Here is a 22,478-nt window from a genome sequence, read left to right on the forward strand (position 1 = left end):
GGGGGGGGGGGGCATCGCGAAGCGATGACGGAGGGGGGCTGGCCGCACGGGACGTCCCTGGCGGCCAGCCCCCTCCACCATGCTGCGTATGGTCCCCCCTCCCCTTGCAGGGGAGGAAAAGATGGGTCCCATGGATGACATCCCCGTCATCCCCTTAACCCAAATCACGGAACCGTTCCGCCGCCGTGACGGTTAGGCCGCGATGCAGAATGGGGAGGGCCCGATGACCATCGACCGGCAGAAGATCGAACGAGGAGGATTCATCCTCTTCCTCATACTCATCACCATTGGCCTGATCGCGGTGGTGTCCAGCTTCCTGATCGCCCTGCTCTGGGCCGCGCTGGCGGCGATCCTGTTCCGGTCGCTGTTCCAGTGGCTGCTGACCAAGACCGGCGGGCGGCGCAGCCTCGCGGCCGGGTTGACCATGCTGATCATCACCTTTGCGGTGGTGGTGCCGACCCTGGTGATCGGCAGCATGGTCGTCGACCAGGCCTCGGGCGTCTATCTGAAGATGCGCAGCGGCCAGATCGACTTCGCGCAATATTTCCAGCAGGTCCGCGACGCGCTGCCCCAGCGGTTGCGCCAGGCGATGGACAATTCCGGCATCAGCAGTTTCGAGGGGCTGCAGCAGCGTATCTCGCGCACGTTGAGCAGCAGCGTGAGCCAGATCGCGACGCAGGCGCTGTCGATCGGTCGCAATGCCTTCGCCTTTGCACTGACCTTCGGCGTCGGGCTCTATGTCGCCTTCTTCCTGATCCGCGATGGCGACCGGCTGGGCCCCAGCTTCGTGCGCGCCCTGCCGCTCGACCGCAATGTCGCGACGCGGCTGGTCGATACCTTCGTCGCAGTGGTGCGCGCGACGATCAAGGGGTCTGTCATCGTCGGGCTGGTGCAGGGCGCGCTGGGGGCGATCACCTTCTGGATCGTCGGGGTGCCTGCCGCGCTTCTCTGGGGCGTGCTGATGGCGATCGCGGCGCTGCTGCCCGCCATCGGTCCGGCGATTATCTGGGGCCCGGTCGCCATCTATCTGCTCGCGACCGGCGCGGTATGGCAGGGAGCTGTGGTGGTCGCCTCGGGCGTGCTGGTCATCGGGCTGGCCGACAATATCCTGCGCCCCATTCTGGTCGGGCGCGACACCGGTCTGCCCGACTGGATCGTGTTGCTGACCACGCTGGGCGGCATCGAACTGCTGGGACTGAGCGGCATCGTCGTCGGCCCGGTCGCCGCTGCGCTGTTCCTGGCGGGCTGGCGCATCCTGAGCGAGCAGCGGGGCATCTTCCAGCCCGCCGAGCCGTCGAATTGACAGCCATCGGGTTTAAATTCGGACAAGGCGGCGCACGAAGTTTGTTTGCAGCGCAATAATCGCTCCCTATGGTCCGCCGCCGGGCGGGGTCGTGCGGGCCCGTGAAGGGGGATGGGAATGCGAATGCGACCAGGGGTCTGGGTGGCCATCTCCGGCATGGCCTTTACCCTGGCGGGCTGCGGCGATGGCGGGAATGCGGTCGCGCGCGCGGCGGGGGCCCATGGCGCGACGGTCGAGCTGCCGATCCCCGACGCTTCGCCGTCGATCCGTACCGGCCCGGCCAAGGCCCCCCGGTCCGATGCGCTGCCCGGCGAGATCGCCGCCAACCCCGGTGCGACCCTTTCGACCATCGGCTTCCCGCAAGGTGGCGCGGGGCTGAGCGATGAGGCCAAGGCGGCGCTTGATCGGGTTGCGGCCGACCCGGCGGTGAAAAGCGGCCGCCTCGTCCTGCGCGGCCATTCGGACAGCGAAGGCGACGACGCGGCCAATCGCATCATGTCGCGCAAACGGGCCGAGGCGGTGCGCGACTATCTAGCGCGCAAAGGGCTCGAGCGCAGCCGGATGAGCGTTATCGCGCTGGGGGAGACCCGCCCCATCGCCCCCAATGCCAAGCCCGACGGCAGCGACGACAGCGCCGGGCGCGCGCGCAACCGCCGGGTTGAGATCGAGCTCGACCGCGCTCCCTGACGTCCGCCGCCGCGCCGTAGCGGAACCACGATCCGTCTGAACCGCTGGACCCGCAACAAGAGGTGCAGGAGACGGTGATGAACGGTAAACGCTGGGCAGGGGCGATCGCAGGCGGGCTGGTCGCCGGGCTGGGTATCACGGCGCTGCTGGTGGCGGGCGAGCGGAAGAGCGGTGAGCCCTCTGAACTGGCCCAGCTGGAACGCGCCGCCGCCGCGAAGATCGGCCGCACGCCGCCCCCCGCCGATCAGCTGCCCGACGCGAGCGAACAGGCGGTCGTCCAGGGCGCTCACCTGTTGCTGTCGGTGCTGGCAGGCATGGCCTATGCCGCCGCGACCGATGATGAGGCCGCGATCGTGCCGAGCGGCATCGGCTTCGGCCTGGCCTTTTACACACTGGCGCATTGGGTGGCGGGCCCGGCGCTGGGCCTGAAGCGGCCGGAGTGGGAAAGCGATGGCAAGACGATCGCAATGCACACGCTCAACCACCTGGTTTTCGGCCTGGCGGTGGCGGGTGGCGCAAAGGCGGCGACGCAGGCGAGCTGAGCCTCGACCCGTAGGATGGTGACCGGCTATGGTCGGGCCATGGTTCGTCTTCGCCATCATGGCCGCGCGTCGCTTTGCCTTGCCCTGATCGCGCTGGCGATGCCCGCCGCCGCACAGACGGAACCGGCGGGTGCAGACATCTATATCGGGACGCTGGAGCGGGACGGTCACGCCATCGTCTTGCGTCGCTGCGATCTGGTGGAGAACCGTTACCTGCTGGAGGACGCGCCCGGCGGTCAGGCGCTGGCCGCGATGCGAAAAGTGAGCTTGCCCGCTTATGGCGAGGTGGTGGCGCGCTATGTCGAGCGTGATGGCCAGTCGATCCTGCTGGTCGAGAGTATCGAGCGGCTGACGCCGGGCAAGGACTGTCATCTGGGCCGGGCGCTGGAAGATATCGGGCGCGGCGAGGACGCACGGTAAGCGGACCCGCGTCGCGGCCGCCGATTGCCGACCCGGTCATGGCCGCTTAAGGCCGCACCATGGCCAAAGGTGATCGACTGGCGCGGCTGGACGCGCTCCGCGAGGACATGGAACGCGACTATCGCGAGGCGCTGATCGCGGCGTTGCGCACCACGGCGGCGGGCAAATGGGGGCTGTTCGATCATCGCAAGGACCGGGCCGCGCGTGCTGCGGCGGCGCCGGTCGTCGCGCAGCTGACCGAGATGGGCGAGGAGATCGACGCCGCGCGGGCGCAACTCGGCCTCTCCGCCTTTGCGCTCCATGCCGAATTCCTCGCCGCGCGCGGACCGGTCGGGCCCGAGGCGGTGGGGGAACCGAAACAGGCGCAGGCCTGGCTCGATCGTCTGGCGGCGGAGGGATAAGTATTTTCTTCCCCCCGCGAGGGGAGGAACGGGCTTTACGCCGCCTGCAACGCCTCCACCGCCACGGCAGCGATGTCGTTGCCCAGCTGCTCGACCCGTGCCGGATCGGCGTCCCAGGCGAACATGAAGCGCGCGCCGCCGCCGATGAAGGTATAGAAGCGCCAGCCGCGGGCCCGCAGGCCGTCGAGCACCGCCTCCGGTGCGCTGAGGAAGACGGCGTTGGCCTCGACCGGGAACATCGGTGCGATACCCGGCAGCCCCGCGACCCGCGCTGCCAGCCGCTGCGCGCAGCCATTGGCGTGCGCCGCATTGGTCAGCCACGCTCCGCTGTCGAGCATCCCGATCCACGGCGCGGCCAAGAAGCGCATCTTGGACGCCAGCTGTCCCGCCTGTTTGCAGCGATAGTCGAAATCCTCGGCCAGCACGGGGTCGAAGAACAGGATCGCCTCGCCGACCGCCATGCCGTTCTTGGTCCCACCGAAGCAGAGGACGTCGACGCCCGCGCGCCAGGTCATGTCGGCGGGCGAGCAGCCTATTGCAGCGCAGGCATTGGCGAAGCGCGCCCCGTCCATGTGCAGCCGCAGGCCCAACTCGCGACACACCGCCGACAAAGCGTGGATTTCAGGGATCGTATAGACCTGGCCCGTCTCGGTCGGCTGGGTGATCGTCACCGCGCGCGGCTTGGGGAAGTGGATGTCCGACCGGCCGGTGGCGAGCGCGCGCACCGCCTCGGGCGTCAGCTTGCCGTCCTCGGTCTGCGCGACGAGCAGCTTCGATCCGTTGGAGAAGAATTCCGGCGCGCCGCACTCGTCGGTTTCGACATGGGCGGAGGCCGAACAGATCACGCTGTGATAGCTCTGGCAGAGCGCGGCGAGCGCCAGCGAATTGGCCGCCGTGCCGTTGAAGGCGAAGAAGACCTCGCACTTGGTCTGGAACAGAGTGCGGAACGCGTCGGCGGCGCGTTCGGTATAGGGGTCCTCGCCATAAGCGGGCACGTAGCCGCGATTGGCCTCGTCCATCGCGGCCCACGCCTCGGGACAGATGCCGGCATAATTGTCGCTCGCGAACTGCTGGGGGGCAAAGTGTTGAGGGGCCGCGTTCATCACATTTCCTTCGTGCCTGTGGCGCGAGCCGGGTGAGGAAAGTGGCGGTTCGTCCCGTTGTTGCCGGTTCGGCCACATCCCTCTCCACGCGGAGAGGCACCACCTTGCCGGGGGGCAGGTTGGTGCCGGACGTTGGCCCGACTCTTGATGCTGGCGGCGCATTAGCGCCCCGTAACGGGATTCGCAAGCGCAGCGGGCGGCAAAGCATTGCGCATCGCCCGCGAAAGGTGGAAGCGTATACCCATGAATATCAGGACCTCGCGCCGCGGCAGCAGCGCTCCCACCATCAGCGATGTCGCGCGCGCCGCCGGCGTGTCGCTGATGACCGTGTCGCGCGTCATCAACAACGAAGCCAATGTCCGTCCCACCACCCGCGAAAAGGTCGAGGCGGCGATCGCGCAGCTGAACTATGCGCCCAATCCCGCCGCGCGCAGCCTGGCGGGGGCGGCGCAGATCCGCATCGGCATGCTCTACAGCAACCCCAGCCAGGGCTTCCTGAGCGAATTCCTGCTCGGCACGCTCGACCAGGCATCGCGGCTGGACGTGCAGATGGTGGTCGAGAAATGCGAGATCGGCGACCATGAGGTCGAGGTGACGCGCCACCTGATCAAGGGCGGGATCGACGGCGTCATCCTGCCGCCGCCGCTGTGCGAGGCGGAGCCCATCCTGTCGCTGTTGCGCGAGGCGGGGGTGCCGACCGTCGTCGTCGCGACCGGCCAGCCGCCGGCCGAGATGCCCGACACCGCGATGGCGGTGCAGATCGACGACCGCGCGGCGGCCGAGGAGATGACCCGCCACGTCATGACGCTGGGCCATCGTCGCATCGGCTTTATCTGCGGCAATCCCAATCTGTCGGCCAGCGCCCGGCGGTATGAGGGGTTTCGCGCCGCGCTGGAGGCGGTGGGCGTGCCGTTCGACGAGGATCTGGTCGCGCCGGGGCTCTATACCTATCGCTCAGGCCTCGACGCCGCCGAACGGTTGCTCGACCTGGCCGAGCCGCCGACCGCGATCATCGCGTCGAACGACGACATGGCGGCGGCGACGGTGGCGGTCGCGCATCGCCGGGGGTTGGACGTGCCGAGCGACCTGACGGTCTGCGGGTTCGACGACACCACCCTGTCGACGACGATCTGGCCCGAGCTGACCACCATTCACCAGCCGATCGCCGATATGGCGCGTGCGGCGGTGGAGATGGCCGCGACCGTCATCCGGCAGAAGAAGCTCGACGCCGCCTCGCACCGGATGCTCGATTACAGCCTGATCCGGCGCCAGTCGGATGCCGCGCCGCGCCGCCGTCCGCGCGGGATCTGATGCAAAGATCGTGCGGGCAGGTCGATCCGGGACGAACCGCATGGCCCGCGCTGCACGGGCGCTTGACGGCGCGATGATTTAAGATAGCGTTACCATTTGAGAGCCGTGTGCATCTGCGCCGGTGACACGACAGAGTCGTACGGATAGGCGAAGACGCGAACCGTACGGATGAGGAGAGGGCCCGAAGTGACCGATACGACCAGGGGTGGGGGCGCCGGAAGCGTCAACCACGGATTCATCGCCGCGATCGTCGTTGTCGCGACCATCGGCGGTTTCATGTTCGGCTATGACTCCGGGGTCATCAACGGCACCCAGAAGGGGCTGGAGGCCGCGTTCGACCTCGGTCGCCTCGGCGTCGGCGTCAATGTCGGCGCGATCCTGGTCGGCTCGGCGATCGGTGCGTTCGGTGCGGGGCGCCTGGCCGATGCGATCGGCCGCCGCAACGTCATGATGCTGGCCGCCGGTCTCTTCCTGGTCAGCGCGCTGCTGGCGGGTGCGGCGAGCAGCTCGGCGATCTTCATCTTCGCGCGCATCATCGGCGGCCTGGGCGTCGGCGCGGCGAGCGTCATCTCGCCCGTCTATATCTCCGAAGTCACCCCGGCCTCGATCCGGGGCCGGTTGTCGAGCGTGCAGCAGGTGATGATCATCACCGGCCTGACCGGCGCGTTCGTCGCCAACTTCGCGCTGGCGCGTTATGCCGGTGGTTCAACCGCCGAGTTCTGGCTGGGCTTCCCGGCGTGGCGCTGGATGTTCTGGCTCCAGGCGATCCCGGCGGCGATCTATTTCCTCGCGCTGACCATCATCCCGGAAAGCCCGCGCTTCCTGGTCGCAAAGGGCCGCGATGCCGAGGCGCACACCGTGCTGACCAAGCTGTTCGGCGATGCCGAGGCGACCCGCAAGGTGGCGGAGATTCGCGGTTCGCTGGCCAGCGACCAACACAAGCCGAAGCTGTCCGACCTGATCGACAAGACCACCGGCAAGATCCGCCCGATCCTGTGGGCCGGTATCGGCCTGGCGGTGTTCCAGCAGCTCGTCGGCATCAACGTCGTCTTCTATTATGGCGCGACGCTGTGGGAAGCGGTCGGCTTCTCGGAAGATTACGCGCTCCAGACCAACATCCTGTCGGGCGTGCTGTCGATCGCGGCCTGCCTGTTCACCATCGCGACCGTCGACAAGATCGGCCGCAAGCCGCTGCTGCTGATCGGTTCGGCGGGCATGGCGGTGACGCTGGCGATCGTGGCCTATGCCTTTTCGACCGCCGTCACCGGCGCGAACGGTGCGGTGTCGTTGCCCGGCAATAACGGCGTGATCGCGCTGGTCGCGGCGAACCTGTACGTCATCTTCTTCAACGCCAGCTGGGGTCCCGTGATGTGGGTCATGCTGGGCGAGATGTTCCCGAACCAGATTCGCGGATCGGGCCTGGCCGTCTCGGGCTTTGCCCAGTGGATCGCCAATGCCGCCATCTCGGTCAGCTTCCCAGCACTCGCCGTGTCGCCGGGCCTGAGCGTGACCTATTTCGGCTACGCCTTCTTCGCGGCGGTGTCGTTCTTCTTCGTCCGCGCCATGGTCAACGAGACGCGTGGCCGCGAGCTGGAAGACATGGCGGGCTGATCGTCCTGATCTTGGAACGCCTGACAGGCCCGCTTCCCCATGGGAGGCGGGCCTTTTCATTTCACCTCTATGTCAGCTTCCCGCCCTCCGTTCAGGCTGAACGGAGGGCGGGGCTTATCCTCGCCCCGCCTGGATCAGGATCGAGTCGGACGGCAACAGCCGGTCCATGAAGGGCAGCATCGCCGCACCGACGGCGGGGGCGTCCTGCGCGCGGCGGGCGGGGCGAATGGCGGGGCGGGCGGGCAGCTCGACTCCGGCCAGCGCGTCGCTCAAACCCTGGGTCAGCCGCTGGAGCAGCCAGTCGGGCAGGCGCCCGCCGATCAGGATCGCGTGCGGATCGAACAGCGTCGTCACCGCCACGATGGGCTGGAGCAGCGCGGCGATCGAATCCTCGATCCACTGGTCGATCACCGCGCACAGCATCGGGTCGTCGCCATCCCCCAGCGTCTCGGGTGAATCGAGGCGGTAGCCCGCCGCCTTCAGCCGTACCTCCAGCCCCGCCAGCGATACGGTATCCTGCACGATCGCACCGGGCCGTCCCGCCGTGGGGTCGGGGATCAGCCCGATCTCGCCCGAGCGGCGATGCGCGCCGCGATGATAGGTCCGGTCGATGACCAGCCCGCCGCCAAGCCCGGCGGTGATGAGCAGATAGAAAAAGCTGGGACAGGCGAAATCATGGTCGTGCTGCGCCTCGCCCAAAGCGGCGGCGGCGGCGTCGTTGTCGCGGTACATCGGCCAAGGCAGCAGCGGCGCGAGCAACGCCGCCGTGTCGACCCCGTTCCAAGCGTCATAGCCGCGCGTCTGATTGGGCAGCGAGCGGTCGACGCCGTCGGGCATCGCCACGCCGACGCCCAGCACGCGCGAACGGTCGACCTGTCCCTCGACCAGCGCAGGCTCCAGCGTGTCGCCGATAAAGGCCAGCACGTCGTCCGGCGTCGCAAAGGCGATCTCGCGCGTCGCCCGCGCGCGCACCGTGCCGCACAGGTCGAGGATTGCGATGGCCAGATGGTCGCGGTCGATGGTCAGGCCGATGCCGAATGCGCCATCGGGGCACAGCTCGATCTTGAGCGCGGGCTGCCCGCGCCCGCGATGCAGCCGCCCGGCGGTGCGGATCAGCCCCATCTCGATCAGCCGCCCGGTGATGTTCGCAATGGTCGGCGGGGTCAGCCCGGTCTGGTTGGCGATCGCGATCCGCGTCGTCTCTCGGTGCAGCCGGATAACCTGCAAGACGGTGCGCAGATTATAATCGCCCGCCCGCTCCAGATTGGTGCCCGACAGTCCGCGCGACAGACGCGAATCGCGCGAATGCGCCTCGATGGCAGGCCCCCGCTCGGGCGGCATGGGCTGCGTCGATCGCATCATCTGGTTTTCGTCTCCTATGGTGGAGCGAACCCGGATCGCCCGTCTTTGCCACAGGATCGGCGCGCAGGCCGGGTCAGGTCAAGACCTATCGTCAGACCTGACCATACCGCCCCGACACATTGGTCCTATTTTCCAAGGCTTATGTCGGGGCGGCAAGGGGCTGTCAGGCCGGGGTCAGCCTGATCAACCGCCCCTGCGAATCGCCGCCATCCTCCAGCACATAGATCGCGCCGTCCGGCCCCTGCTCGACCTCGCGGATGCGCGCACCCATGTCCCACTGGTCGCCCTTGGTGGCGCTGGTGCCGTTCAAGTCGACGCGGATCAGCGCCTTGCTCGACAGGCCGCCGATAAAGGCATCGCCGCGCCATTGCGGGAAGAGCGATCCCGAATAGATCATCAGTCCGCCCGGCGAGATGACCGGATTCCACCAGACCTTGGGCGCTTCGTACCCGTCGCCGGCGCGGTGGTCGGGAATGTCGCTGCCGTCATAGTTTGACCCGTTGGACGCGTTGGGCCAGCCATAGTTGCGCCCCGGCAGGATCAGGTTCAGCTCGTCGCCGCCCTTGGGCCCCATTTCCTGCTGCCACAAATTCCCTGCGCCATCGAACGCGATGCCCAGCAAGTTGCGATGGCCATAGGACCAGATGGCCGGGTCAAACCCTTGCGCAGCCAGCGGATTGCCCAAAGCGGGCTTGCCGTCCTGGGTCAGGCGCAGCACTTTGCCCAGCGTCGCCTTGGGGTCCTGCGCCGGCGTGAACTTCTGGCGGTCGCCCGCCGTGAAGAACAGATACTGGCCGTCGGGCGAGAAGGCGATGCGGCCCGAATAATGGCCATCGCCGGTGACGGCGGGGCTGGCGGCCCAGAGCGTCTCGATACCCGTCAGCTGCGCGGCGCCGTTCGCCTCCTGTAGGCGACCGCGCGCCAGCACGACATGCTTGCCGCCGTCGGTCGCGGCCGAATAGCTGAAATAGACCCGGCCGCTTTGCGCGAAATCGGGGGCGAGGACGACGTCCATCAGGCCGCCTTGGCCCGCCGAATCGACCGCGATCCGCGCGATCGTCTGCCTGGACTGCCCGTCCGCGCCGACCAGCAGCATCCGCCCGTCCTTCTCGGTCACCAGCATCCGCCGGTCGGGCAGGAAGGTCATCGCCCAGGGCGCGTCGAAATCGGCGATGACGGTCCGGCCGAAGGGCTGGCCGTTGACCACCGTCGCAGGCGGGGTGGCGGAGGCCGAGGGCGTCGGTGTGGGCGTGCCGCCCGGTGCCACGGTGACCGGTGGCGTATTGCCCGTATCGTCAGGTGCAGGCCCATTTCCGGAACAGGCGATCAGCGCCATCGGCAAGGCGGCGAGCAGCGGCAGTTTCATGATATACTCTCCCGGCGAACCCTGACGGCCCGATGGGCCGCCAACGCCTCAGCATGGATGCTTGTTTCATCCGGGTGAAGCGTGTATAGAATGTGCCATTCTCTTACATCGTCGGGTGAAAGAGGCTGCGGGACGGGTTCCGCGGCACCGATCCGGCACATCTGGAGCTTTCATGGCGGACATCGCCCTTCTGACGCAACTCATCGAACCCGAGGCCAAGGCGCTCGGCTTCGAGCTCGTGCGCGTGAAGATGTATGGTGGCACGTCGGACCCCACGCTGCAGGTGATGGCCGAGCGTCCCGATACGCGCCAGCTGAACATCGACGACTGCGCCGACCTGTCGCGCCGCATCTCGGACGTGATGGACGCGCTGGAAGCCGAAGGCCGCGACCCGATCGACCATGCGTACCGGCTGGAAGTATCCTCGCCGGGTATCGACCGCCCGCTGACCCGGCTGAGTGACTTCGCCGACTGGGCGGGGCATGAGGCGCGGATCACGCTGGCCGAGAAGTTGAACGGCCGCAAGCAGTTCAAGGGCGATCTGGCCGGGGTCGAGGGCGAGAATGTCGTCATCGTCGACGGGGAAGAGGTTCGCCACGAACTGCCCTTCGCCGCGATCGAGGACGCCAAGCTCGTGATGACCGACCGGCTGATCGCCGCGACGGTGCCGCTGTCCCTCGATGGCGCGGAAGAAGTTTATTATCAGGACGCGCCCGAACAGGACGGCGCCACCACGGAAGGACGGCACTGATGGCTACCGCCATTTCCGCCAACAAGGCGGAACTGATCGCGATCGCGAATGCGGTCGCCTCGGAAAAGATGATCGACAAGGGCATCGTCATCGAGGCGATGGAGGACGCGATCCAGCGCGCCGCCCGTGCCCGCTATGGTGCCGAGAACGACATCCGCGCGAAGCTCGATCCCAATTCGGGCGACCTGCGTCTGTGGCGCGTCGTCGAGGTGGTCGAGCAGGTCGACGACTATTACAAGCAGATCGACCTGAAGGGTGCCGAGAAGCTGCAAAAGGGTGCCGCGATCGGCGACTTCATCGTCGACCCGCTGCCTCCGATCGAATTCGGCCGCATCGCGGCGCAGGCGGCCAAGCAGGTCATCTTCCAGAAGGTCCGCGACGCCGAGCGCGACCGTCAGTATGACGAGTTCAAGGACCGTCAGGGCGAGATCATCACCGGCGTCGTCAAGCGCGTCGAGTTCGGTCACATCGTCGTCGATCTGGGCCGCGCCGAGGGCGTGATCCGTCGCGACCAGCAGATTCCGCGCGAAGTCGTCCGCGTGAACGACCGCATCCGCTCGCTGATCCTGAACGTGCGCCGCGAGAATCGCGGGCCGCAGATATTCCTGAGCCGCGCGCACCCCGACTTCATGAAGAAGCTGTTCGCGCAGGAAGTGCCCGAAATCTATGACGGCATCATCGAGATCAAGGCGGCCGCGCGCGATCCGGGCAGCCGTGCCAAGATCGGTGTGATTTCGCACGACTCGAGCATCGACCCGGTCGGCGCCTGCGTCGGCATGAAGGGTAGCCGCGTGCAGGCCGTCGTGCAGGAAATGCAGGGCGAGAAGATCGACATCATCCCCTGGTCGCCCGACACCGCGACCTTCGTGGTGAACGCGCTTCAGCCCGCGAATGTCAGCCGCGTCGTGATCGACGAGGAAGAGGACCGGATCGAGGTCGTCGTCCCCGACGACCAGCTGTCGCTCGCCATCGGCCGTCGCGGCCAGAATGTCCGTCTGGCCAGCCAGCTGACCGCCAAGGCGATCGACATCCTGACCGAGGCCGACGCGTCCGAGAAGCGCCAGAAGGAGTTCGTCGCGAATTCCGAGCTGTTCCAGAACGAGCTGGACGTGGACGAGACGCTGGCCCAGCTGCTGGTTGCCGAAGGCTTCGGCGCGCTGGAAGAGGTCGCCTATGTCGAGCTGGACGAGCTGGCCGCGATCGAGGGCTTCGACGAAGACCTCGCGCAGGAGCTGCAGAGCCGTGCGCAGGAAGCGCTGGACCGCCGCGAACAGGCCGCCCGTGACGAGCGTCGCGCGCTGGGCGTCGACGACGCGCTGGCCGAGATGCCGTATCTGACCGAGGCGATGCTGGTCACGCTGGGCAAGGCGGGCGTCAAGACGCTCGACGACCTGGCCGACCTGGCCACCGACGAACTGGTCGAGAAGAAGCGCGCCGAGCCGCGTCGTCGTGGCGACGATACCCCGCGTGCGGCCCCCAAGGGCGGCATCCTGGCCGAATATGGCCTGAGCGACGAGCAGGGTAACGAGATCATCATGGCCGCGCGCGCGCACTGGTTCACCGATGAGGAAGAGCCCGTCGCCGCCGAGAGCGCCGACGCCGGTGAAGAGCAGGCGGAGGGCGACGAAGCCTGATGCCGTTCGTCTCGATCCGTCTGGCGGGCACCGCCTCCAAGCAGCAAAAGGCCGAGATCGTCGCCGACGTGACTCGTTCGCTGGTGGAGCGGCTGGGCAAGAACCCGGCCGCCGTCCAGATCGTGATCGAGGAGGTCTCGCCTGAGAATTACGGGGCAGGCGGTCAGCTGATCGCCGACCGTGACGCGCCCACCACCACACCCCCGGGAGACGCGCATGCGGAACCGGGACAATGAGCGCGGTGGCGTAAACAGCGCTCCGGCCAGGAAGGGCCGGAGCCCCAGAGAATCGGCGAAGGCCGCCCGCGACTCGATCGACGGGCCGGTCCGCCGCTGCATCCTGTCGGGCGAGCATGACGCGCGCCCGCACCTGATCCGTCTGGCGCTCGCGCCCGACGGGCGGGTGCTGCCCGATGTCCGCGCGAAGGCGCCGGGCCGGGGCGGCTGGATCGGCGTGACTCGCGGCGAGCTGGAAACGGCCATCGCCAAGGGGAAGTTGAAGGGGGCACTGGCGCGCGCGTTCAAGACGGGCGAGTTCACGATCCCCGACGACCTGCCGGACCTGATCACCGCCGCGCTGGAGCGCAACGCGCTCGACCGGCTGGGACTCGAGTCGCGTTCGGGTATGTTGCTGACCGGATCGGACAAGATCGCAACGGCGGCACGCTCGGGTCAATTGCATGCGCTCTATCACGCGTCCGATGCGGGCGAGGATGGCTGTCGCAAGCTGGCGCAGGCGTGGCGCGTGGGGTCGGACCGTGAAGGTTCCGATCTCAAGGGGTTGGCACTGCCCGCCACACGCCCCATATTGTCAATGGCGTTGGGCCGCGAAAATGTGGTACACATCGGCCTGACAGATCGTAACGCGGCAAAGCGGGTGAGCGAAGCGCTCGACCGCTGGCTGCATTTTATCGGACCCGACCCTGTGGCAACGCCTTGCGAAACGGCCTCGCAAGGCGCATCGGCGTCCGACATTACCGGTGACCGAACGGCCGTGACCGTACACGAGGATTTTGAGTGAGCGAGACCGACAACGACAAGCCGAAACTCGGAATGCGCCAGCCCCTGGGGCTGAAGCGCACGGTCGAGACCGGCAAGGTGAAGCAGAGCTTCAGCCACGGCCGGTCCAACACCGTGATCGTCGAGACGAAGCGCCGTCGCGTCCTGGGCCCGCAGGGTGGAGCGCCGGAAGCGGCCGCCCCTGCGCCGACCCCGGCTCCCGTGGCGGCGCCCGCGCCCGCCCCGGTGGCCCCGCCGCGCCCCGTGCCGTCGAACGAGACGGCGCAGGAGCGTCAGGCCCGTCTGCTGCGTGAGGCCGAGGAACAGCGCCTCGCCATGCAGGAAGAGATTCGCCGTCGCGAGGACGCCGAGCGTCAGCAGCGCGCCGAGGACGAGCGTGCCCGGGCCGAAGAACGTGCCCGTGCCGAGGCGGAAGCCAAGGCCGCGCCTGCCCCCGCCCCGGAGCCGACGCCCGCTCCGGCACCTGAGCCCGTTGCGGAAGCGCCGAGCGCTGCTCCGAGCGAGCCGGTCGTCGCGGCCCCGACCATTTCGGTCCAGGCGCGTCCCTTCCGCCCGGTCGAGCGTCCGGTGATCCCGGCGCCCGAGCCCAAGGTGGAAGAGCCCAAGGTCGCGGCACCCGCTCCGGCACCGACGCCTGCCCCCGCGCCCGCTCCGGTCGCGGCCAAGCCTGCGCCCGCGCCGGCCCCTGCGCCCGTCGTGCCGACGCCGCCGGTGCTGGGTCGCGATCCCGCGATGCCCGCGCCGCGCCGCTTCTCGCCGGTGCAGCGTCCCGAAATCCCGAAGCCTGTGCCCAAGCCCGCGCCTGCGCCCGCCGCAGCGGCGGCTCCGGCGGCGTCCGCGCCGTCGGGCAATGCTTCGGCTCCCTCGGGCGGCGCACCGCGCTCCATGCCCTCGGGCCAGCCGACCCCGCGCAACGCTCCCCCCAGCCGTCCGCAGCAGCGCGACCGCAAGGGTGACGAGCGTCGCGGCGGCAAGCTGACCGTCACGCGCGCCCTGAACGAGGACGGCGCCCGCGCCCGCTCGCTCGCCGCGTTGAAGCGTGCCCGCGAAAAGGAAAAGCGTGGCTTTGGCGGCCCGCGCGAGCCGCAGGTCAAGCAGGTCCGCGACGTGCAGGTGCCGGAAGCGATCACCGTCCAGGAACTGGCCAACCGTATGGCCGAAAAGGGCGCGGATCTGGTCAAGGCGCTGTTCAAGATGGGCATGCCCGTCACGATGACGCAGACCATCGACCAGGACACGGCCGAGCTGCTGGTGACCGAATTCGGGCACAACATCGTGCGCGTGTCCGACAGCGACATCGACCTGGCGCTCGACACCACCGAGGATGCGGCCGAGAGCCTTCAGCCGCGCCCGCCGGTCGTGACGATCATGGGCCATGTCGACCACGGCAAGACCTCGCTGCTCGACGCGCTGCGCGGCACCGACGTGGTGCGCGGTGAAGCCGGTGGCATCACCCAGCATATCGGCGCCTATCAGGTCACGCTGAAGGACAAGTCGAAGGTCACCTTCCTCGACACGCCGGGCCATGAGGCCTTCACCCAGATGCGGGCCCGCGGTGCCGACGTCACGGATATCGTGGTGCTGGTGGTGGCGGCCGATGACGGGCTGATGCCGCAGACGATCGAGGCGATCAACCACACCAAGGCGGCGGGCAAGCCGATGATCGTGGCGATCAACAAGATCGACAAGCACGACGCCAATGCCCAGCGCGTTCGCGAGCGTCTGCTCGAGCATGACGTGCAGGTCGAGGACATGGGTGGTGAGACCCAGGACGTCGAAGTGTCGGCGCTCAAGAAGATCGGTCTGGATACGCTGATCGAGAAGATCCAGCTGCAGGCCGAACTGCTCGAACTGACCGCCAACCCCGATCGCGCCGCCGAGGGCAGCGTGGTCGAGGCCAAGCTCGACAAGGGCCGCGGTCCGGTCGCGACCGTGCTGGTCACACGCGGCACGCTGAAGGTCGGCGACGTGTTCGTGGTCGGTGCGGAAAGCGGCAAGGTCCGTGCGCTGGTCGACGACAAGGGCCGTCAGGTGAAGCAGGCAGGTCCTGCGATGCCGGTCGAGGTTCTCGGTCTGTCGGGCGTGCCCCAGGCGGGCGACCTGTTGCAGGTCGTCGAGAACGAGGCGCGGGCCCGTGAAGTCGCCGAATATCGCCAGAGCGTGGTGCTGCAGAAGCGCACGACCTCGGCCCCGGCCAGCCTGGAGTCGATGTTCTCGGCGCTGAAGGCGAACCAGGCCAAGGAATATCCGCTGGTCGTGAAGGCGGATACGCAGGGCACCGTCGAGGCGATCGTGGCGTCGATCAACAAGATCCAGTCGGATCTGATCAAGGCGCGCATCCTGCACTCGGGCGTCGGTGGCATCACCGAGTCGGACGTGACGCTGGCGGCCGCCTCCGGCGCGCCGATCATCGGCTTCAACGTCCGTGCCAACGCCAAGGCGCGCGAGATCGCCGAGCGGAACAAGGTGGCGTTGAAATATTACGACGTCATCTATGACCTGATCGACGAGATCCGCGCGGGCATGGCCGGTGAGCTGGGCCCCGAGGCATTCGAGACGGTCGTCGGCCGCGCCGAAATCCGCGAGGTCTTCTCGGCGGGCAAGATCGGCAAGGCCGCCGGTCTGCTGGTCACCGAGGGTGTCATCCGCAAGGCGCTCAAGGCCCGCATCACGCGCAACGACGTCATCATCTACCAGGGCGAGATCAACTCGCTCCGCCGGTTCAAGGACGATGTCGCCGAGGTTCGCGCTGGCCTGGAGTGCGGTGTGACGTTCACGCAGAACTTCACCGACATCAAGCCGGGCGACTATCTCGAAACCTTCGAGGTCGAGATGCGCGAGCGTTCGCTCTGATGATCGCGGGGCGGCGGGAGCAATCCTGCCGCCCGTGCTTCATGCCGGAATGGATCGCGGTCGCCGGTATGGCGGCCGCGATTTTCGTTTGAGAAGAAACTGACCATGGTCCAACCCAAAAACCCCGCCGAACCCTCGGTCCGCCTGCTGCGCGTGGGCGAGCAGGTGCGCCATATCCTCTCCGAAATCCTGGCGCGCGGCGACGTGCATGACGAGACGCTGGCCAGGCATCTGGTCAGCGTGACCGAAGTCCGCATGTCGCCCGACCTGCGCCACGCGACCGTCTTCGTGAAGCCGCTGCTGGGCAAGGACGAGGAGGTGGTGATCAAGGCGCTGCGCACGAATACCGCGTATTTGCAGCGCGAGGTCGCGACGCGGGTGAAGATGAAATATGCCGCCAAGCTGAAGTTCCTGGCGGACGAGAGCTTCGACGAGGGCAGCCATATCGACTCGCTGCTGCGTACGCCCAAGGTGGCGCAGGATCTGGCGGAAGGTGAGTCGTCCGAGGACTGACATCCCGTTCGGCCTGAGCAAAGTCGAAGGCCACGGGATTCAGGTTCGCGCAGAGGCGCGGAGGGCGCGGAGAAGAAGAGCCTGCATTCATCAGGGTGCGCCACCCCGGCGGAGGCCGGGGTCCAGTAACTTCGGCGTCGATAGCGCGCTGCACCAAGGCGGGGGAGGCGAGTCCGTTGCGCCCTCGCGCACCCTCTGCAACTGGACCCCGGCCTCCGCCGGGGTGGCGCGGTAGGGGAGGGCGTTTAGCGAAACCTTCTCTGCGTCCTCCGCGCCTCTGCGCGAACATTATCCCGTGGCCTCCGCTCCGACCGACCGGGGTAGGAGTTACGCCCCCGAAGGCGTCAAATCCGCGTCGATCGCGATCGTCACCTGCCGCCCGACGATCAGCGGATAGGCGGTCATCCCGAAATCGCGCCGGTCGATCCGGGTCGTGGCGGCGATGTGCACCGGCTCGCGCCCCGTCATCGCGGCGAAGGGCTGCGAGAACTCGACCGTCAGGGTCGCGGGCCGCGTCACGCCGCGCGCCGAGATCGTGCCCGCTACCTGCGCGCTGTGTTGGCCGGTGCGGGTCATCGACGATCCGTGGAAGGTCACATGGCGATAGTGATCGACGTTGAAGAAATCCGGCCCTCGCAACCGCGAGCGGGTGAGCGAGTCCCCCGCCTCCAGCGCCTGCGCGTCGATCTGCACGTCCAGCGTCACCGCCTGCGCATCCCGATCGGACAGGGCCACGCGACCCTCCAGCTTGGGGAAACGAGCGGTCTTGCTGCCCAGGCCGAAAAAGCCGACCTTGGCCTGCACCTGCGCATGAGCGGGATCGATATGATAGGTGATGGCTCCCGCCGGGGCCGCCGCGCCGAGCAAGGGCAACGTTGCCATCGCGGCCAGAGCCGTCCAAAATCTCATATTCTCTGCATTCCCATGCTCGATACGGCGGTTCCCTTCCGATAAGGGCGCGTCATGGCCAAGCTTTATTTCTACTATGCCAGCATGAATGCGGGGAAATCGACCATGCTGCTGCAGGCCGATTTCAACTATCGCGAGCGGGGGATGAACACGATGCTGTTCACCGCCGCGATCGACGACCGCTTCGCCTATGGCACCATCGCCTCGCGCATCGGCCTGTCGCAGCCCGCGACGCCGTTTCACATGGGCACCGATCTGGAGGTCTGCGCGCTGGAGCGGCACGGGCAGACGCCGCTGGCGTGCGTTCTGGTCGACGAGGCGCAGTTCCTGACGCCCGAACAGGTCGACCAACTCGCGCGGCTGGCCGACCGGCATCGTATTCCGGTGCTCTGTTATGGCCTGCGCACCGACTTCAAGGGACAGCTTTTCCCCGGTTCGGCGCGGCTGCTGGCGCTGGCCGATGCGCTGAGCGAGATCAAATCGGTCTGCGTGTGCGGGGCAAAGGCGACGATGAACCTGCGCGTCGACGGGCAGGGCAAGGCGATTGTCGAGGGCGCGCAGACCGAGATCGGCGGCAATGACCGCTATGTCGCGCTGTGCCGCCGCCATTTCGGAGAGGCGCTGGCGGGCGGGACGGTGCTTGAGGCGCCGTCCTTGAGATAGGGGCCAAGCCCGACTAACGCCTTGGCGATGCATGGATGGATTATTCTCGACAAGCCGCTGGGGCTCGGCTCGACGCAAGGGGTGAGCGCGGTCAAGCGGTGCTTGCGCCAGGGCGGCTATGGCAAGGGGATCAAGGTCGGCCATGGCGGCACGCTCGATCCGCTGGCGACCGGCGTCCTGCCGATCGCGGTGGGGGAGGCGACCAAGCTGGCGGGGCGGATGCTCGACAGCGACAAGGTGTATGACTTCACCATCCGGTTCGGCGAGCAGACCTCGACGCTCGATGCCGAGGGCGAGGTGGTGGCGACCAGCGACGTGCGTCCGACCCGCGACGCGCTGGAGGCGGTGCTGCCGCGCTTCACTGGGCCGATTACCCAAGTGCCGCCCGCCTATTCCGCGCTGAAGATCGATGGCGAGCGGGCCTATGACCTGGCGCGGGCCGGGGAAGAGGTGGTGCTGGCGGCCCGCGCGGTGACGATCCATTCGCTGTCGGTGGGGGAGGGGGCGGACTCAGGCGCGCTGGAGGACATCACCCTCACCGCGCATGTCTCGAAAGGCACCTATATCCGCTCGCTGGCCCGCGACATCGCCCTCGCGCTGGGCACTGTCGGCCATGTCACCATGCTCCGCCGGACCAAGGCCGGGCCCTTCACGCTGGCCCCGGCGATATCGCTGGACAAATTGAACGAAATGGGGCAGGCGCGCACCCTTGAACAGATACTCCTGCCGCTGAGGGCGGGGCTGGACGACATCCCGGCTCTTGCTCTCGACCCCGACCAGGCAGGGGCGCTCCGTCAGGGGCGTGTGCTGGCCGGGATTGCCGTGGACGATGGCCAATATTTCGCGATGCTGGGGGATACCCCGGTGGCGCTGGTAGAGGCGCTGGACGAACAGGTCCGGGTCGTTCGTGGTTTCAACCTCGATTAAGAAAGGATCACGATGTCGATCACCGCTGAACGCCGCCAGGAAATCATCAAGGATCATGCCCGCGCCGAGGGTGACACGGGTTCGCCCGAAGTCCAGGTCGCGATCCTGACCCAGCGTATTCAGAACCTGACCGAGCACTTCAAGACCCACGCGAAGGACAACCATTCGCGTCGCGGCCTGCTGATGCTGGTCAACAAGCGCCGCTCGCTGCTCGACTATCTGCGTCACAAGGATGGCGACCGCTATCTGGCGCTGATCGCCAAGCTCGGCCTGCGCAAGTAAGCCACGGCGACACGCCACGAAAAAGGGCATCCCTCACGGGGTGCCCTTTTTTTATCGGCTGGTGTATAGAGCACCCGGCCGACCGGATGCGCGCAAGGATGCGCCTCCCCAAAGCCCTTATGTCATGAAACCCGTCGAACTGTGCGGGTAGGATCGGAGGATCGGCAATTCGGTCGACCTCCAGAGCCAATTTTGGCTCAACCCATAGGCCCCGGCGGGATAGGCCCGTCGGAGTGAAGGATATTCCATGTTCAATACCAAGAAAGTGGCCATCGAGTGGGGCGGCAAGACGCTGACCCTCGAAACCGGCAAGGTGGCCCGTCAGGCCGACGGCGCGGTGATCGCGACGCTGGGCGAGACGGTGGTGCTGTGCGCCGTGACGGCCGCGAAGAATGTGAAGGAAGGGCAGGACTTCTTCCCGCTGACCGTTCACTATCAGGAGAAGTTCTCGTCGGCGGGCCGTATCCCCGGCGGTTTCTTCAAGCGCGAGCGCGGTGCGACCGAGCGTGAGACGCTGATCAGCCGCCTGATCGACCGTCCGATCCGCCCGCTGTTCCCCGAAGGTTTCTATAACGAGATCAACTGCATCTGCCAGGTGCTCTCGTATGACGGCGAGAACGAGCCCGACATCCTGGCGCTGGTCGCCGCGTCGGCCGCGCTCACCATCTCGGGCGTGCCGTTCATGGGCCCGATCGGCGCGGCGCGCGTCGGTTATGTCGATGGCGAGTATCAGCTGAACCCGACCGACGCCGAGGCGCTGGCCGGTGACCTGGACCTGGTCGTCGCCGCCACCCACGACGCGGTGATGATGGTCGAGTCGGAAGCCAAGGAGCTGTCCGAGGAAGTGATGCTGGGCGCCGTCATGTTCGCGCACAAGGCATCGCAGCAGATCATCGACGCGATCATCGACCTGGCCGAGCAGGCCGCGAAGGACCCGTGGGAGCTGAAGGTCGGCGACGACCAGAAGGCGGTCAAGGCCGAGCTGAAGAAGCTGGTCGGCAAGGACATCACCGCGGCCTACAAGCTGACCGACAAGCAGCAGCGCCAGACCGCGCTGGGCGAGGCCCGCGCCAAGGCGAAGGCCGCCATGGCCGAGCGCAGCCCGCAGGAGCAGCTGGTCGCCGCCAAGCTGGTCAAGAAGCTGGAAGCCGAGATCGTCCGCACCGCGATCCTGAAGGACGGCCGCCGCATCGACGGTCGCTCGACCACCCAGATCCGTCCGATCGAAGCGGAGGTTCACTTCCTGCCGCGTTCGCACGGCTCGGCGCTGTTCACGCGCGGCGAGACCCAGACGATCGCGACCACGACGCTGGGCACCCGCGACGCGGAGCAGATGATCGACGGCCTGAACGGCCTGTCGTACCAGCACTTCATGCTGCACTATAACTTCCCGCCCTATTCGGTCGGTGAAGTCGGCCGCTTCGGCGCGCCGGGCCGTCGCGAGATCGGCCATGGCAAGCTGGCTTGGCGTGCGCTGCACCCGGTGCTGCCGACCAAGGAGGAATTCCCCTACACCATCCGCGTGACCAGCGACATCACCGAGTCGAACGGCTCGTCGTCGATGGCCACCGTCTGCGGCGGCTCGCTGTCGCTGATGGATGCGGGCGTTCCGCTGAAGCGTCCGGTCTCGGGCATCGCCATGGGCCTGATCTTGGAAGGCAAGGACTTCGCCGTCCTGTCCGACATCCTGGGTGACGAAGATCACCTGGGCGACATGGACTTCAAGGTGGCGGGCACCTCCGAGGGCATCACCTCGCTCCAGATGGACATCAAGATCGCCGGTATCACCGAGGAGATCATGAAGGTCGCGCTGGCACAGGCCAAGGAAGGCCGTGCGCACATCCTGGGCGAGATGAACAAGGCGCTGTCGTCGACCCGCACCGAGCTGTCGGCCCATGCGCCGCGCATCGAGACGATGACGATCGACAAGTCGAAGATCCGCGACGTGATCGGCACCGGCGGCAAGGTGATCCGCGAGATCGTCGCCACCACCGGTGCCAAGGTCGACATCGACGACGAGGGCGTGATCAAGATCAGCTCGTCGGACGGTGCGCAGATCGAAGCCGCGATGAACTGGATCAAGGGCATCGTCGAAGAGGCTGAGGTCGGCAAGATCTACAACGGCAAGGTCGTCAACCTCGTCGACTTCGGTGCGTTCGTGAACTTCATGGGCGGCAAGGACGGTCTCGTCCACGTCTCGGAGATCAAGAACGAGCGTGTCGAGAAGGTCTCGGACGTCCTGACCGAAGGCCAGGACGTCAAGGTCAAGGTCCTCGAGATCGACCCGCGCGGCAAGGTCCGCCTGTCGATGCGCGTCGTCGACCAGGAAACCGGTGCCGAGCTGGAGGACAACCGCCCGGCCCGCGAACCGCGTGAACCGCGCGGCGACCGTGGTCCGCGTGAAGGCGGTCGCGGTCCGCGCCGTGATGGCGGTGACCGTGGCGGCGAGCGCGGTGGTGATCGTGGTGGCGAAGGCCGCAGCGGCCCGCGTCGCGACCGTGGCGACCGTCCCCGTCGCGAAGGCGGCGAGCAGGGCGGTTCGCCCGAATTCGCCGCTCCGGCCTTCCTGACCGGTGATCGCGACTGATCCTGATCGTCGGATGACGGACAAGGGCTCGGGGGAAACCCCGGGCCCTTTTTCGTTGGAAAAGGATTTGCGCGTTCTTGGATGCGCCTGAACGCCGTGCGGTTGGGATCGGGATCGGGTTCGCGCAGAGGCGCAGAGGACGCGGAGAGTGTTCTTGCGACTTGGTGCCGCTGCGGCAGAAACCCGTCGCCTCCGCGTCCTCTGCGCCAACACATCTTCACATCGTCACGTCAA

General features: G+C 67.3%; 21 protein-coding genes and 1 riboswitch. Of the genes, 17 read left to right on the forward strand and 4 right to left on the reverse strand.

What is annotated here, in order from left to right:
• The first annotated feature begins 223 nt into the window (after positions 1-223).
• The 5 genes from SSA01S_RS05885 (at position 224) to SSA01S_RS05905 (ending at position 3,353) form a co-directional block, all read left to right on the forward strand.
• Positions 224-1,303 carry an AI-2E family transporter gene (locus SSA01S_RS05885; RefSeq protein WP_061779682.1) on the forward strand — a complete coding sequence of 360 codons (1,080 nt, stop codon included), beginning with the start codon at positions 224-226 and terminating at the stop codon, positions 1,301-1,303.
• Between the two features lie 117 nt (positions 1,304-1,420).
• Positions 1,421-1,990, forward strand: a complete 570-nt coding sequence (locus SSA01S_RS05890) for an OmpA family protein (RefSeq protein ID WP_240955015.1) — start codon at positions 1,421-1,423, stop codon at positions 1,988-1,990.
• A gap of 77 nt (positions 1,991-2,067) precedes the next feature.
• On the forward strand, positions 2,068-2,532 hold the full coding sequence (locus SSA01S_RS05895) for a hypothetical protein (RefSeq protein WP_156477687.1): 465 nt from the start codon (positions 2,068-2,070) through the stop codon (positions 2,530-2,532).
• 39 nt (positions 2,533-2,571) lie between these two features.
• Entirely contained in the window at positions 2,572-2,952 is a 381-nt protein-coding gene (locus tag SSA01S_RS05900) for a hypothetical protein (RefSeq protein ID WP_061779624.1), read from the forward strand.
• A 59-nt stretch (positions 2,953-3,011) separates the two neighbouring features.
• Complete coding sequence (locus SSA01S_RS05905; RefSeq protein ID WP_061779625.1) at positions 3,012-3,353, forward strand: hypothetical protein; 342 nt, start codon at positions 3,012-3,014, stop codon at positions 3,351-3,353.
• A 35-nt stretch (positions 3,354-3,388) separates the two neighbouring features.
• Here SSA01S_RS05905 and SSA01S_RS05910 read toward each other — a convergent pair whose 3' ends face one another.
• Positions 3,389-4,456: a threonine aldolase family protein gene (locus SSA01S_RS05910; RefSeq protein ID WP_061779683.1), complete on the reverse strand. Its 1,068-nt coding sequence runs from the start codon at positions 4,454-4,456 to the stop codon at positions 3,389-3,391.
• 46 nt (positions 4,457-4,502) lie between these two features.
• Positions 4,503-4,612: riboswitch (SAM-I-IV-variant riboswitch) on the reverse strand.
• An 87-nt stretch (positions 4,613-4,699) separates the two neighbouring features.
• Between SSA01S_RS05910 and SSA01S_RS05915 the strand changes: the two genes are divergently transcribed.
• Together SSA01S_RS05915 and SSA01S_RS05920 are read left to right on the forward strand one after the other, a co-directional pair.
• Positions 4,700-5,767, forward strand: coding sequence for a LacI family DNA-binding transcriptional regulator (locus SSA01S_RS05915; RefSeq protein ID WP_058717344.1), 1,068 nt, complete (start codon positions 4,700-4,702; stop codon positions 5,765-5,767).
• A 168-nt stretch (positions 5,768-5,935) separates the two neighbouring features.
• Positions 5,936-7,378, forward strand: a complete 1,443-nt coding sequence (locus SSA01S_RS05920; RefSeq protein WP_061779626.1) for a sugar porter family MFS transporter — start codon at positions 5,936-5,938, stop codon at positions 7,376-7,378.
• 114 nt (positions 7,379-7,492) lie between these two features.
• Here SSA01S_RS05920 and SSA01S_RS05925 read toward each other — a convergent pair whose 3' ends face one another.
• A complete protein-coding gene (locus SSA01S_RS05925) occupies positions 7,493-8,740 on the reverse strand; it encodes an ROK family transcriptional regulator (protein ID WP_244885581.1) in 1,248 nt (415 codons plus the stop codon).
• Between the two features lie 163 nt (positions 8,741-8,903).
• Complete coding sequence (locus SSA01S_RS05930; RefSeq protein WP_061779627.1) at positions 8,904-10,106, reverse strand: PQQ-dependent sugar dehydrogenase; 1,203 nt, start codon at positions 10,104-10,106, stop codon at positions 8,904-8,906.
• A 172-nt stretch (positions 10,107-10,278) separates the two neighbouring features.
• Here SSA01S_RS05930 and rimP point away from each other — a divergent pair, with 172 nt between their 5' ends.
• The 6 genes from rimP (at position 10,279) to rbfA (ending at position 16,876) form a co-directional block, all read left to right on the forward strand.
• On the forward strand, positions 10,279-10,857 hold the full coding sequence (rimP, locus tag SSA01S_RS05935; RefSeq protein WP_061779628.1) for a ribosome maturation protein RimP: 579 nt from the start codon (positions 10,279-10,281) through the stop codon (positions 10,855-10,857).
• Positions 10,857-12,491, forward strand: a complete 1,635-nt coding sequence (gene nusA / locus SSA01S_RS05940; protein ID WP_061779629.1) for a transcription termination factor NusA — start codon at positions 10,857-10,859, stop codon at positions 12,489-12,491. The genes rimP and nusA overlap by 1 nt, the downstream gene beginning before the upstream one ends.
• Complete coding sequence (locus SSA01S_RS05945) at positions 12,491-12,727, forward strand: tautomerase family protein (protein ID WP_061779630.1); 237 nt, start codon at positions 12,491-12,493, stop codon at positions 12,725-12,727. The genes nusA and SSA01S_RS05945 overlap by 1 nt, the downstream gene beginning before the upstream one ends.
• Complete coding sequence (locus tag SSA01S_RS05950; RefSeq protein ID WP_240954589.1) at positions 12,708-13,511, forward strand: DUF448 domain-containing protein; 804 nt, start codon at positions 12,708-12,710, stop codon at positions 13,509-13,511. The genes SSA01S_RS05945 and SSA01S_RS05950 overlap by 20 nt, the downstream gene beginning before the upstream one ends.
• Complete coding sequence (infB, locus tag SSA01S_RS05955; protein ID WP_061779631.1) at positions 13,508-16,363, forward strand: translation initiation factor IF-2; 2,856 nt, start codon at positions 13,508-13,510, stop codon at positions 16,361-16,363. The genes SSA01S_RS05950 and infB overlap by 4 nt, the downstream gene beginning before the upstream one ends.
• Before the next feature lie 105 nt (positions 16,364-16,468).
• Positions 16,469-16,876, forward strand: coding sequence for a 30S ribosome-binding factor RbfA (gene rbfA, locus SSA01S_RS05960; protein ID WP_061779632.1), 408 nt, complete (start codon positions 16,469-16,471; stop codon positions 16,874-16,876).
• 327 nt (positions 16,877-17,203) lie between these two features.
• Here the strand turns inward: rbfA and SSA01S_RS05965 are convergent, their stop codons facing one another.
• On the reverse strand, positions 17,204-17,785 hold the full coding sequence (locus SSA01S_RS05965) for a YceI family protein (protein WP_061779633.1): 582 nt from the start codon (positions 17,783-17,785) through the stop codon (positions 17,204-17,206).
• A gap of 54 nt (positions 17,786-17,839) precedes the next feature.
• On the opposite strand from SSA01S_RS05965, the gene SSA01S_RS05970 reads away from it, so the two are divergent.
• The 4 genes from SSA01S_RS05970 (at position 17,840) to pnp (ending at position 22,244) form a co-directional block, all read left to right on the forward strand.
• Positions 17,840-18,448 carry a thymidine kinase gene (locus tag SSA01S_RS05970; protein ID WP_061779634.1) on the forward strand — a complete coding sequence of 203 codons (609 nt, stop codon included), beginning with the start codon at positions 17,840-17,842 and terminating at the stop codon, positions 18,446-18,448.
• 27 nt (positions 18,449-18,475) lie between these two features.
• The gene (gene truB / locus SSA01S_RS05975) at positions 18,476-19,375 is read left to right on the forward strand and encodes a tRNA pseudouridine(55) synthase TruB (protein ID WP_061779635.1); all 900 of its coding nucleotides are present in this window, start codon (positions 18,476-18,478) and stop codon (positions 19,373-19,375) included.
• Positions 19,376-19,387: 12 nt separating this feature from the next.
• Positions 19,388-19,657: a 30S ribosomal protein S15 gene (rpsO, locus tag SSA01S_RS05980; RefSeq protein ID WP_007406197.1), complete on the forward strand. Its 270-nt coding sequence runs from the start codon at positions 19,388-19,390 to the stop codon at positions 19,655-19,657.
• 247 nt (positions 19,658-19,904) lie between these two features.
• Positions 19,905-22,244: a polyribonucleotide nucleotidyltransferase gene (gene pnp / locus SSA01S_RS05985; RefSeq protein ID WP_061779636.1), complete on the forward strand. Its 2,340-nt coding sequence runs from the start codon at positions 19,905-19,907 to the stop codon at positions 22,242-22,244.
• Positions 22,245-22,478 lie beyond the last annotated feature (234 nt).

Origin of the sequence: Sphingomonas sanguinis NBRC 13937 (genome assembly GCF_001591005.1) — a bacterium.
In the GTDB taxonomy this organism is placed as follows: domain Bacteria; phylum Pseudomonadota; class Alphaproteobacteria; order Sphingomonadales; family Sphingomonadaceae; genus Sphingomonas; species Sphingomonas sanguinis.